Here is a 12,369-nt window from a genome sequence, read left to right on the forward strand (position 1 = left end):
CTGCGGGGGAGCAGGGGGCGGAGGTGGAGGGCTGTCCTCACAAGCGGACAGGGTCAGCGCCATCACCGCAGCGGTCATCGTGGACTTGAACGTCTTCATCCGCGTCATCCCTTGTCGCCCCAGTTGCCAGGCGGATCAAGTTTCTAGTTGCTCTTCGTCTCGATGAACCGGAACGTCGTCGCCAGGAAGCTGCTCTGGAGGACCACCTTCTCGTTCTTCAGGGTCGCGCCATCGAGCTTGATGTTGTTGACGTTCACGATGCGCCGCATGTTCGCCATCTCCTGCAGGAACATGGCGATCTCATGGTAGTTGCCGCTCACCGTCATCTTGATGGGGATGCGCGCGAAGAACTCGCCGCCCTCGACGTACTCGCGGTCGGGCTCCACGCGGGAGATCTCCAGGCCGGACTTCTTGCCGATGTCGTTGATCTGCGCGAGCAGCTCCTCCATGTCGCGCCGCTCGGGCAGCTCCGTGAGGGCCTCCGCCAGCTTCTGCTCGAGCACGTCCATCTCACGGCGGCGCTCGTTGAGGTTCTGGGCGATCTCGCTCTTCTCCGCGAGCTCCAGGTCCAGCGTCCGGCGCTCCGAGTTCCTGCGCGCGATGTCCTCTTCCGTGGGCTGGATGAAGGAGAAGAAGTTGGCCACGGTCAAGAGGACGACGAGGGCCGCGAGCCCGCCGAACTTCGCCGCGGGGGGGGCCTTCGCGAGTTGATCCAGGTATTTTTCCATGACAGGGGTCCTTCGCCGCCAATCAGATGGCGTAGTTGGCGGTGAGGGTGAGCTTGAACTCGACGAACGACTGAGCACCGGCCTGAGCGGGCTTGGTCTGCACGGCGTTGGTCAGTTCGATGTTGCCGAAGAAGGGCTTGATGTCGCCGGAGGAGAACTCCTCCACGCTCGCGGTCTCCGTGTTGAAGAGCTCCACGCGCGACGTCTTGGCGGCGCCGCGGCCCTGATCCACCAAGCGCCCCATGCCCTTGGGCGTCCACACCATGCCGCCCAGGCCGCGCATCAGCTCCGCGACCTCGTCGTGGCTGACGGCGGAGCCGTTGATGGTGACGCTGTTGGAGGCCTCCACGAAGTCCTTGAGCCAGACCTTCTTGGGCATGGCGGAGGACAGCGCGTCCAGCATGCGCACCGGCCCGTTGCGGCCCTTGCGCAGCGTGTCCAGCACCGCGAGCTTCTTCTCCACTTCCTTCTTGCGGGCGTTGATGTTGGTCACCTCGCCGATGACCTTCTCCAGCTCCGCGATCTTCGCGCGTGTCTGGGCGATGCCCTGGTTGGCCTTCTGCAGCTCGCCGTCGCGGTCCGCGTACCAGAAGTAGTTGCCGACCACCGCGGCGATCAGGACCGCGGCGTAGAGGGCCAGGACCTGCCGGCCCATCTCCCGCTTCTTCACCGCCCGGACGGGCAGCAGGTTGATTCGGATCATCATGTGCGTTCAGTTCCTCAAGGTCGGTCAGAGCGGTATCAGCCCAGCTTGTCGCCCGGGCGCCGGAGCGCCAGTCCCACGGCCACCGCGGCCATGGGCGCCACGTCCATGATGAACGCGGGGTCGAACTTGCGGTTGTCCACTTCAATCTTCCGGAACGGGTTGAGGATCTCCACCGGCACGCCGGTTCGCGCCTCGATGGTCTTGAACAGGGCGGGGATCTTCGCGGTGCCGCCGGACAGGTAGACCTTGGTGAAGTTCGAGTCCGCGGCGGTGCCCGCGTAGAAGTCCAGCGAGCGCTGGATTTCGCCGGCCACCTGCTCCGCGACGCTGGAGAGCACGCGCTCCACGTCCTGCGGCACGACGGCGTCCGCGTCCGCGCGGTTGCCACCGATCTTCAGCGCCTCCGCCTCCTCGTAGGAGACGTTGAGCTGCTTCTGGATCTCCTCGGTGAACTGGTTGCCGCCGATGGTCACGTCACGGGTGAAGACGGTGACGCCGTTGGCGATGATGTTGATGTTCACCACGGAGGCGCCGGCGTTGATGAGGACGACCGTCTCCTTGTCCGGCAGCTCGTAGTTCGTGGAGAACATGTTCTGGACGGCGAACGCGTCCACGTCCACCACCACCGGCGCGAGTCCCGCCTCGGAGACCACGGTGGTGTAGTCGTTGATCATGTCCTTCTTGGCCGCGACCAGGAGCACGTCCATCTGACCGGTGGCGTCGTTGCCGCCACCGTCGAGGATCTGCGTGTCGATGTTCACGTCCTTCACGTCGAAGGGGATGTACTGCTCCGCCTCCCACTGGATGCTCTCCTCGAGCTCTTCCTGGCTCATGCGGGGCATCTGGATCTTCTTGATGATGACCGAGTGGCCGGACACGCCGATGGCGACGTCCTTGCCCTTGACCTTCAGCTCGGACATGAGCTCCTGGACGGCCTGGACGATGGCCGTGGAGTTCATCAGCGCGCCGTCCACGATGGCTTCCGGAGGCAGCGGCTTCATTCCGAAGCTCTGGAGCGCGTAGCCGACTTCACCGCGCTTGCGCTGCTCCTTGAGCATGATCATCTTGATCGACGTCGACCCGATATCCAGCCCGAGTGCCAGTTTGCCCTTCGCCATGCGTAACTCCATCGGAGAGGGCGCCAGCGTAGCACCGGCTTGATACCCCTCCTAAAAAGTGCTTGGCGCCCGGCCGCCCTGCGGACGGGGGAGCGCCGTGAAAGCCAGCCACACCCGCGCCCCCACCCATCCTTCGCGGAGGCCCGATTTTCCGGCCCCGGACGCGTTCCGTCAAATGGCGCCGGAGGATTCCTGGGGAGTCGCCAGCCGGGCGTCACCCCTGCCCTTCGGTCCGGGCCCCCTCCGCGTCCGGATCGATGCCGTACTCCTTGATCTTGTAGAGGAGCGCCCGGTGGCTGATGTCCAGCACCTCCGCCGCCCGGGTGCGGTTGCCCTTCGTGCGCCGCAGCGCCGCCCGGATGTAGGACTCCTCCAGTTCGCGGATGGCCCGCTTGAGCGACAGGTCGCCCCCGGCCTGTAGCGGCGCGGCCGTCCCCACCGGCGCGGGTGCGGAAGCCGCCCACAGCTTTTCGGGCAGGCTGCCCGGCGCGATGTGGGTGCCTTCCGCGAGCAGCACGGCGCGCTCCATGGCGTTCTCCAGCTCGCGCACGTTACCGGGCCAGGCGTAGGCCGTCATCAGGGCCTCGGCCTCCGGGGTGAAGCCCTCCACCGGAGGATCACGGTTGAGCTCGCGGTTGAAGCGCTGGAGGAAGACGCGGGCGAGCAGCGGGATGTCCTCGCGGCGCTCGCGCAGGGGCGGCAGCGTGAGGTTCACGACGTTGAGGCGGTAGTAGAGGTCCTCGCGGAAGTCGCCCTGGGTCACCAGCTTGCCCAAATCGCGCAGCGTGGCGGCCACCACGCGCACGTCCACGCGCTCCACGCGGCTTTCACCCACGGGGCGGATCTCCCCCTCCTGCAGCACGCGCAGGAGCTTCACCTGCGCGCCCAGGGGCAGCTCGCCCACTTCATCCAGGAAGAGCGTGCCGCCGTCGGCCTCCGCGAACAGGCCCCGGCGGGCGGTGCGCGCGTCGGTGAAGGCGCCCTTCACGTGGCCGAACAGCTCGCTCTCCAGGAGGCCGTGGGGGATGGCGCCGCAGTTGACGGCGACGAAGGGCATGGCGGCGCGGCGGCTCTTGCCGTGCAGCTCGCGCGCGATGAGCTCCTTGCCGGTGCCGCTCTCCCCGGAGATGAGCACCGTGGTGTCCACGGGCGCCACGCGCGCCACCTGCTTGAGCACCGCCTGGAGCGCGGCGCTCTGTCCCAGGATGTGGCCCCCGGACGCGCCGGGCAGCTGCGCCTCGTGCAGGCGGCGGTTCTCGCGCACCAGCCGCTCGCGCTCCTCCGCCTTGCGCAGGACGAGGACGATCTCCTCCGGCTTGAAGGGCTTCTGGACGTAGTCGTAGGCGCCCGCCTGCACCGCCTCCAGCGCCTGCTCCTGGGAGCCGTACGCGCTCATCACCACCACGGTGAGGCCGGGCTGCTCCACGAGCGCCGCCTTGAGCACGGACAGCCCGTCGCGCCGGGGCATGCGCACGTCCGTCACCAGGACGTCATAGGCGCGCGTGGACAGCTCCCGCAGGGCCTCGTCGCCATCGGCGACGGCGCGCACGTCGTAGCCCTTGTCGGTGAGCACCAGGGTGAGGATGTGGCGGATGGAGGGCTCGTCGTCGGCGACGAGGACGGTGCGGAAGAGGGGCATGGGGGACGCCCATCATATGCCGTCTGGCCCCGCCGTCAGGCCGCTGGCAGCGACAGCCGGAAGCACGCCCCGCCCCCCGTGCCGTCGCGCGCGTCCAGCCGGCCGCCCATGCCCTGGGCCAGGTTCAGCGACACCGCCAGCCCCAGGCCCGTCCCCTGCCGTCCCTTGGTGGTGAAGAACGGCTCGAAGAGGTGCGCGCGGACCTGCGGCGACAGGCCCGGGCCGCTGTCCTGCACCTCCACCAGGACGAGCGCCTCCTCACGCCGGGTGGTGACGCGCACGCGGCCCTCGCCCCCCATGGCCTGGGCGGCGTTGAGCAGCAGGTTGATGAGGATCTGCGACAGGGGCCCCGCGTCCGCGCGGGCCAGCAGGCCGGGCGTCACGTCCAGGGTGACGTCCACCCGGTCCAGCTCCGGCCCCGCGCGCACCAGCCGCACGCAGGTCTCCACCACCTGCCCCACGTCCACGGGCCCCGGCCAGGCGCTGGCCGGACGGCCCAGGTCCAGGAGGCCCCGCACGATGCGGTCGATGCGGGTCACCTCGTGGTCGATGCGCTCCAGGAAGTCCTTCACCTCCGGCCCCTCCGCCCTGGCGCGCGCCAGGGACAGGTAGCCCAGGATGCCCGCCAGGGGGTTGCCCACCTCGTGCGCCACGCCCGCGGCCAGCTTGCCCACCGTGGCCAGGCGCTCAGAGGCGACAAGCTCCGTCTGTGCCCGCGCGAGCCGCGCGTTCGCTTCGCGCAGCGCCTCCAGCTGCGCGCGCGTGAGGGCCTGCTCCTGCTTGAGCGCCTCCGCCATCCGCCGCAGCTCGCGCTGGATGCGCGACAGGAACGGCCCGCCCTGTCCGGAGAGCGGCACGTCCAGCTGCAACCGGCCCAGCTGCTCCACGGACTTCTCCATGGCGCGCAGCGGCCGGCCCACCGCCAGGTCCAGCACCCCGTAGGCCAGCAGCGTCAGCACCAGCAGATCCAACCCCAGCGCCAGCGGCAGGAAGGCGCGGATCCGCGCGAGGCCCTCCATGTCCAGGGAGCCCGGCAGCGCCAGCCGGCGCGCCATGTCCAACAGCCGGATGAGCACCGGCTGCAGCGTCAGCCACGACAGGCCCGTGGACAGCGAGCCCAGGAGGAACGCCACGCTGGCGATGCGCCACTTCATCCGCGCACCGGCGCAAGGCCCCTCACCGCGTCCCTCCGAGCATCAGCGCCACGTCCAGGGGCAGCACGCGCGCGAGCCACGGCCCCAGGAGCATCACCTCCAGCCCCGCCAGCGCCAGCCACGGACCGAAGGGGATGTTGGTGGGGCCAGGGACCCATTCTTCTTCCTCCCCCGTCTCATCCAGCGTCGCGTCCGGGATGGGCTGGAACAGCAGGCACCAGGGGACGAGCACCACGCGCTTCCACAGCGGCAGGCCGGGCTTCGTGAAGTCCCACGTCATGGTGGGCTCGGGCTCCTCTTCCTCCTTGGAAGCCTCCACCGGCGGAGTCAGGGCCGCGTCGGCCTGCGGATCCTGAGCAGGCGGAGGCGTGGACTCGGGCTCGGGCGCGCCGCGCGGCCCCGCTCTCCCCGTGAGGGTCAGGAGCGCAACCCCCACGATGGAGCCCTGCAGCGACGAGAAGAAGAGGATGCCCAGCAGCGAGTGCCAGCCGAGGAACGCGCCCAGCAGCGCGACGAGGAACTTGTCCCCGCCGCCCAGCGCCTCGCGCTTGAAGGCGCGCCAGCCCACGTACTCCATGAGGCGGAAGCTCAGGAAACCCACCGCCGCGCCCAGCGCCGCCTGCCCCACCGCGTCCACGCCCTGGGGAATGGCCAGGAGCACGCCCGCGGCGATGCCCGGCAGCGTCAGCGAGAACGGGAGGATCCAATGTTCCAGGTCGATGAAGGTGAGCGGCACCAGCAGGAACACGAGCACCAGCGCGGGGACCAGCTCGTACGTCCAGTCAAAGCGCTTGAGACACGCGAGGAACAGCAGGCCCGTGAGCAGCTCCACCAGGACGTAGCGCGGGGAGATGGGCGCACCGCAGCCGCGGCACCTCCCGCGCAGCCCCAGCCACGACAGGACGGGGATGTTCTCGTACCAGGAGAGCACGTGCCCGCACTTGGGGCAGCGGGACCCGGGCCGCACGATGCTCAGTCCTTCGGGCACCCGCGCGATGACGACATTGAGGAAGGAGCCGATGCACAGGCCGAGGATGAACAGGAAGAGGATGAAGAGGGGCTCGGCCCAGCCCGGCGCGTAGGTGAACGTCACGGAGCCCGGAATCCTACCCGCCGCTTCCGGAGCTGGCGACTGCCGGATGGAGGACGAAAACCGTCAGCGTCAGTGACAAAAATTGGCAGGCCCGCGGCTGATCCATCCCCTTCCCTGACCGCCTGCCCTGGGAATCCCGGGGGTTGGGCGGATTGTTCGGCGTGGCACTCTTCGTGCTAAGAGTTCCCGCGTCGTTCAACCCCCCTCTGCTTGCCGCGGAGTCCCCAAACATGATGAACCGTCTCTTCCGGAAGAAGGGTGGCTTCACCCTCATCGAGCTGATGATCGTGGTCGCCATCATCGGCATCCTGGCCGCCATCGCCATCCCGAACTTCATCCGCTTCCAGGCGAAGTCGAAGCAGTCCGAGGCCAAGACGAACCTGAAGGCCATCTTCACGGCGCAGAAGTCGTACTTTGGTGAGAAGGACAAGTACAGCGCCGACTTCACGGTCGTCGGTTTCGATCCGGAGCCCGCGAACCGCTACAGCTACGGCCTGATCCCCGGCTGCGCTGAGACCTCCCCCGCCAACACGCGCACCGCGCGCGCCAAGGCCGGCTGCATTGGCCAGGACGTGGCGAAGTTCCTCACCGCGCCGGCCGCCAAGGACGCGATCGCCGCCCTGGGTGTGCAGCCTGCCGCGGCGGACTGCCCGAACTGCTTCTTCAGCGCGAACGCCGTCGGTAACGTCGACAACGACGCGATCGGCGACGCCTGGGGCATCACCTCCTCCCCGACGGGCGCGACGCTGGCCGGCACCTGCGGCGTGGACACCAACCTGGTGGCCGCCGGCGAGCCGGGCAACGCGTACAACGACGTGAGCTGCGACCAGTAGTCGGTCGAGCGGCTTCGCCTGATACCGCCGCGGATCCGTCGTGACGGATCGCAGTGGGGGATGGCAGAATCCATGGGGCGCCCGGGCATATCGGGCGCCCCATTTTCGTTGGGTGGAGCCATGGACAAGGTGTACCTGCGATTCGTCCCGGGCGTGTTGTTGGTGGCGCTGTTGTCCGCGCCCCCCCGGCCCGTCTCCAGGCAGGGCGGTGGGCCGCTGTTGCCCCGCCCCGGACTGCTCAAGACGCTGTTCCGCTCCCAGCAGGGGCTGGTCACCGACTACTTCTGGATCCTCCTGCTCAACCGCATTGGCGCGGCGGCGCGGCCGTCGGAGTACCGGCAGATCTACGACTACGCGGACCTGGTCACGGACCTGGACCCTGCTTTCTGGCAGGCGTACTTCTACTCGGGCATCACCTTGCCGGTGCACCTGGGCAAGGGCGAGTACCTGAACGTCGCGGAGTCGAGCACCATCCTGCGCAAGGGGCTCAAGCACCTGCCGGACAACCAGCGGCTGTCCTTCCAGCTGGCGTACAACCTGATGTTCTTCGAGAAGAAGTACAAGGAAGCGGCGGACATCATCCAGGAGCTGTCGCGGCGGCCTGACGCCCCCTCCTGGTACTCGGCGCTGGCCACGCGCCTGTACGCGCAGTCCGGCGACTTCGACAGCGGCCTGTCACTCAGCATGGCCCTGCGCGATGGCGCGGAGGATGACGAGACGCGCGAGTTCTACGCGCACCGCGTGCAGGAGATCCTCCAGGAGCGGTTGCTGCGCACCATCGACGCGGCCATCACCCGCTACCGCGAGCGCGAGGGCCACCTGCCCGACGACCTGCCCGCCCTGGTCGCAGCAGGAGACCTGGCCCAGCTCCCCGCGGATCCGCTGGGGGGCAAGCTGTTCCTGGGCGAGGATGGCCGCGCCTATTCGGACGCCGCGCGCTTCCGCATGGAACTCATCCATGATGAACGCACCGAGGACGGCGAACGCCTGGTGCCCAAGCCCCGAGTCACGAACCATGACGAATCCCAGCCCTGAAGCCCCGCCCATCCATGCGCAGGGGCTGCACAAGACCTACAAGGTCGGCTTCTGGTTCAACCGCACCGTGCGGGCCCTCCAGTCGCTGGACCTGCAGGTGGACGCCGGACAGATCTACGGGCTGCTCGGCCCCAACGGCGCCGGCAAGTCCACGACCATCAAGATCTTGATGAACCTGGTGCGCCCCAGCGGCGGCACCGCGCGGCTCTTCGGGCAGCCGGTGGAGGACGCCGCCACGCGCAGGCTGGTGGGCTTCGTGCCGGAGAACCCCGCCCCGTACGAGTACCTCACGGGCCGCGAGTTCGTGACGCTGGCCGGCCAGCTGGCGGGCCTGTCCGGCCAGGAGCTGGACACGCGCGTCACCGAGGTGATGGGCGCGGTGGAGATGGCGGGCGCGGAGAAGCTGCAGATCCGCCGCTACTCCAAGGGCATGGTGCAGCGCGTGGCCCTGGCGCAGGCGCTGGTGTCCCGGCCGAAGCTGCTCATCCTGGACGAGCCCACGAGCGGCCTGGATCCGCTGGGGCGCCGGCAGATGCGCGACCTCATCCTGGCCGAGCGGGAGAAGGGCACCACGGTGCTCTTCTGCAGCCACATCATCCCGGACGTCGAGTCGCTGTGCGACCGGCTGGCGGTGCTGGTGGGCGGCCGCAGGGTGCGCGAGGGCAGCGTGCAGGAGCTGGTGTCCGCGCAGGTGCCCACGGTGGAGGTCGTGGTGGAGGGCTTGAAGCCGGAAGAGGTGCGCGGGCTGGGCATTCCGCTGGAGTCGGTGCAGGCGCTCGATGGCCGCGTGATGTTGCAGGTGGCGGACGTGGACAGCCAGCGGCTCTTGGGCGGCGTGCTGGGCGCGGGCGGCCGGGTGAACCGGATGCAGCCGGCGCGCTTCTCGCTGGAGCAGCTGTTCATGAACGCGCTGAAGGAATCAGGCCGCGCGTCGAGCGTGGGTGGGGAGATCAACACGTGAGCGCCTTCAGCGCGATGATGTGGAATGGCTTTCGCGAGGCGCGCCGCAACCGGGTGACGGTGGTGGTGGGCGTGTTCGCCGCGGTGGTGCTGCTGTCCTCCTCGCTGGTGACGGAGGTGACGGTCGCCACCTTCGACCGCGTGCTGACGGACTTCGGCCTGGGGATGATGAGCATCATCCTGGTCTTCCTCAGCATCTTCCTGTCCAGCAGCCTGCTCAGCCGGGAGATTGAGCGGCGCACCATCTTCCTGGTGGTGAGCAAGCCCGTGTCGCGGCGTCAGTTCCTGGTGGCGCGGCTGGCGGGCACCATGCTGACGCTGGGCGTGCTGCTGGTGGCGATGACGGCCGTGTTCCTGGGCGAGCTGCTGCTCTTCGGCGCGAACATCACGTCGACGCAGCTGTTCGCCAGCGCGGGGTTGTGGTTCGAGCTGCTCGTCATCAGCAGCGTGGGCATCCTGTTCTCCAGCTTCTCGGGGCCCGCGGTGTCCGCCATCGCCACCACGGGCATGTACTTCACGGGGCACCTGACCGGGGACCTGTACTCCATCGCCAGCCGCTCGGAGAGCGTCCTGGTGCGGGGCATTGGCAAGACGCTGTACTACGCGCTGCCCAACCTGGAGCGGGTGAACTTCCGGCCCCAGGCCACGTACGCGCTGCCGGTGGACGCCGCCACGTTCTTCTCCGGCGTGGGCTACAGCCTGGCGTGGACGCTGGTGCTCACCACGCTGGCCATCGTCATCTTCGAGCGGCGCGACTTCCGCTAGGCCGTTGGCGCCCGGCGCCTGGGGAGGAAGCGCTTCCCCAGGCAGGCCAGCGCGAGCCCCAGCCACGACAGCGCGCCGACGAGCAGCCCCGCCGTCAGGCCGGGCGTGCGGTAGCGCAGCTCCACCAGGTGCCGTCCGGCGGGCACCGGCACCGCGCGGACCGCCACGTTCGCGGGGAGGATGGGGACGTCCTGTCCGTCCACGCTCGCCCGCCATCCCGGCTGGTACGCGTCGTTGACCACGAGCACCGCGGGGGCCAGGGCCTCCACCTCCACCGTGAGGTGCTCGAGCGTGCCCGGGGCCACGTCTATCCGCCCCAGCGGGCCCTCGGGCGTGGCCGGCAGCGCGGCCTGGCACTCCACGATGGCGACGTCGGAGGGTGGCAGCTGGGGTGACAGCATCCGCCGCGCGGCCTCCGCCCTGCCCTCCACGCATTCCGGCCGCGCCAGGTGGATGCGCGGCGCGGCGTCCGCGTACTCCACCAGCGTCAGGCCCAGGACCGGATCCACGAAGGTGCTCCGCGCGGACAACCGGGCGCCCAGCTCCCGCTGCTCCGCCGTCGCGAAGGCGACGAACCGGGTGCCCAGCCGGGGCGCGAGCCGGGTGAACCAGTGCACCCGGTCCGCCTTGAGCTGGCGCACGCGGGGGCTCACCCCGGGCAGGTACTCGTTCGCGCTCTCCAGGCCCCACAGCGCCACCATGTCCGGGGCCAGGACGGACAGCTGCAGCAGGTTGAGGGCGTCGTTGTAACGCACGCCCGCCAGGCGCGGCGGCGGCAGATCCCTCAGCGACGAGGCCACCCGGACCCTTTCCCCGGGCGCCGTCAGCGCGCGGATGCGCTCCACGAAGGCGGGCGGCGTGGTCAGCAGCTCCTCCGGAGAGAGCTGGTACAGCGGCTCATGGGCCCACGCCAGCGCCCCCCACTGCAGGGCCACGAGCAACGCGCCCTGCAGGGAGGGCCGCTCGCGCAGGAAGATCAGCGCCGCGCAGGCGGACGCGAGCACCGCTCCGGCCACCGCGCTGGCGAGGACGTTGCCGGACAGCCCCTGGAGCACGGGCCCGGGGACGTCCGGCCAGCGGACGCGCAGCCAGTGCTGGCTCCACCCCTGCCCCGTCGCGTCCACCAGCGCGAGCCCCGCGCACGGCAGCGCCACCAGCAGTCCCACCCAGACCACGGCCCGGGCGCTGCCGCCTGGAGTGAGGCACCGCTTCCAGCCCAGGCCCGCGGCCACCGCGAGCCCCAGGGACAGCAGCGGAACCAGCTTCTCCGGATAGCGGAACGGCCTCCAGAACGGGACCAGTTGGTAGACCCAGCCGTATACCGGCAGCGCGTCCCCCAGGCAGAGCGCGGCCAGCAGCAACACGAGCGCCGCGAACACCCAGGCCCGCCACTGCCGCACGGAGGCGGCGAGCCCCGCCAGCGCCAGCACGCACGCGGGCGTCCCCACGTACACCGAGTCCACCCACGTGCGGTTGAAGCCGCCGGACGGCACCAGGTGCCTCACCACCGCGACGGGGATGCCCTGCGTGCCTTGCGCGTCCGCGAGGAACGGCCCCAGGACGAGCTCCCAGAGCCGCAGCGGGTGGAGCGAGAAGCGCTGCGCCTCCACCAGCGAGCGGGCTCCCGGCTCAGAGCCCGCGGTGAGCGCGGCGGCGGGCAACAGCTGCGGCGCGGCCAGCAGCCCTCCGGCGAGGATGAGCAGCACGCACGCCCCCACGCGCCGGCGCCAGGGCCCGGCCCGCGGATCCAACGCCGCCAGGCACACGATGCAGGCGTTGGCCATGACGAACGCCTGGGCATCCCCGGCGAAGGCCACCAGGGCCAGCACCATGCCCGCGAGCGTCAACCGGGTGAGGCCCGGCTCGCGCAGGAAGCGCAGCGCGAGCCAGAGCGCCAGGGGGAGCGTGCTCGCGGCCTGGAGGTACGTGGGGTTGTTGGTGATGCAGACCAGGTAGCCACTGAACGTGAACGTCACCGCCGCGAACAGCGCGCCCGCGCGCGGCACGTCCCAGGCCCGCACGAGGGCGTACGTGCCCCCCAGCGCCAGGGGGAAGCACGCCAGGAGCGTCAGCTTCGCGGCCAGCGCGAACGGCAGCACGAGGTGCAGCCAGAGGAAGGGGTGGAACGTCCCGGTGATGAAGATGCCGGGGAAGGACTGGCCCAGGCCGTCATAGGGGAGCCAGTCGGGGAACTCGAGCGCGGACACGCGCGAGGCCCAGTAGGCCCGCATGGGGTAGAAGGCCCGCAGCGTGTCCCCGGCCATGAAGACGCCGGAGGTGGAGAGCGCCCGGAAGAAGAAGAGGCCCCACAGGAGCGCGGCCACCGCCACCCTCCCCC

General features: G+C 69.9%; 11 protein-coding genes. 4 read left to right on the forward strand and 7 right to left on the reverse strand.

Annotated features, from left to right (window positions below; genetic code table 11):
• Positions 1 to 143: 143 nt before the first annotated feature.
• From D7X55_RS25045 to D7X55_RS25070, 6 genes are all read right to left on the reverse strand, one after another.
• Positions 144 to 728, reverse strand: a complete 585-nt coding sequence (locus D7X55_RS25045) for a type 4a pilus biogenesis protein PilO (protein ID WP_120551579.1) — start codon at positions 726 to 728, stop codon at positions 144 to 146.
• Between the two features lie 22 nt (positions 729 to 750).
• Positions 751 to 1,434 carry a PilN domain-containing protein gene (locus D7X55_RS25050; protein ID WP_120551578.1) on the reverse strand — a complete coding sequence of 228 codons (684 nt, stop codon included), beginning with the start codon at positions 1,432 to 1,434 and terminating at the stop codon, positions 751 to 753.
• A gap of 35 nt (positions 1,435 to 1,469) precedes the next feature.
• Entirely contained in the window at positions 1,470 to 2,552 is a 1,083-nt protein-coding gene (gene pilM, locus D7X55_RS25055) for a type IV pilus assembly protein PilM (RefSeq protein ID WP_014399064.1), read from the reverse strand.
• 214 nt (positions 2,553 to 2,766) lie between these two features.
• Positions 2,767 to 4,191: a sigma-54 dependent transcriptional regulator gene (locus D7X55_RS25060; protein ID WP_121724406.1), complete on the reverse strand. Its 1,425-nt coding sequence runs from the start codon at positions 4,189 to 4,191 to the stop codon at positions 2,767 to 2,769.
• A gap of 35 nt (positions 4,192 to 4,226) precedes the next feature.
• The gene (locus tag D7X55_RS25065) at positions 4,227 to 5,345 is read right to left on the reverse strand and encodes a sensor histidine kinase (RefSeq protein ID WP_121724407.1); all 1,119 of its coding nucleotides are present in this window, start codon (positions 5,343 to 5,345) and stop codon (positions 4,227 to 4,229) included.
• A 22-nt stretch (positions 5,346 to 5,367) separates the two neighbouring features.
• Positions 5,368 to 6,438: an A24 family peptidase gene (locus tag D7X55_RS25070; RefSeq protein WP_120551575.1), complete on the reverse strand. Its 1,071-nt coding sequence runs from the start codon at positions 6,436 to 6,438 to the stop codon at positions 5,368 to 5,370.
• A gap of 230 nt (positions 6,439 to 6,668) precedes the next feature.
• Here D7X55_RS25070 and D7X55_RS25075 point away from each other — a divergent pair, with 230 nt between their 5' ends.
• The 4 genes from D7X55_RS25075 (at position 6,669) to D7X55_RS25090 (ending at position 10,031) form a co-directional block, all read left to right on the forward strand.
• The gene (locus D7X55_RS25075; protein WP_121724408.1) at positions 6,669 to 7,271 is read left to right on the forward strand and encodes a type IV pilin protein; all 603 of its coding nucleotides are present in this window, start codon (positions 6,669 to 6,671) and stop codon (positions 7,269 to 7,271) included.
• A gap of 120 nt (positions 7,272 to 7,391) precedes the next feature.
• A complete protein-coding gene (locus D7X55_RS25080; RefSeq protein WP_121724409.1) occupies positions 7,392 to 8,306 on the forward strand; it encodes a pilus assembly protein PilG in 915 nt (304 codons plus the stop codon).
• Positions 8,287 to 9,267 carry an ABC transporter ATP-binding protein gene (locus tag D7X55_RS25085; RefSeq protein ID WP_121724410.1) on the forward strand — a complete coding sequence of 327 codons (981 nt, stop codon included), beginning with the start codon at positions 8,287 to 8,289 and terminating at the stop codon, positions 9,265 to 9,267. The genes D7X55_RS25080 and D7X55_RS25085 overlap by 20 nt, the downstream gene beginning before the upstream one ends.
• Positions 9,264 to 10,031 carry an ABC transporter permease gene (locus tag D7X55_RS25090; RefSeq protein ID WP_120551571.1) on the forward strand — a complete coding sequence of 256 codons (768 nt, stop codon included), beginning with the start codon at positions 9,264 to 9,266 and terminating at the stop codon, positions 10,029 to 10,031. The genes D7X55_RS25085 and D7X55_RS25090 overlap by 4 nt, the downstream gene beginning before the upstream one ends.
• Here D7X55_RS25090 and D7X55_RS25095 read toward each other — a convergent pair.
• On the reverse strand, positions 10,028 to 12,369 hold a 2,342-nt coding region (locus D7X55_RS25095), incomplete at its 5' end, for a YfhO family protein (protein WP_233610046.1). The two genes, D7X55_RS25090 and D7X55_RS25095, sit on opposite strands and share 4 nt — an antisense overlap.

Origin of the sequence: Corallococcus sp. AB049A (assembly GCF_003668885.1) — a bacterium.
GTDB classification, from domain to species: domain Bacteria; phylum Myxococcota; class Myxococcia; order Myxococcales; family Myxococcaceae; genus Corallococcus; species Corallococcus interemptor.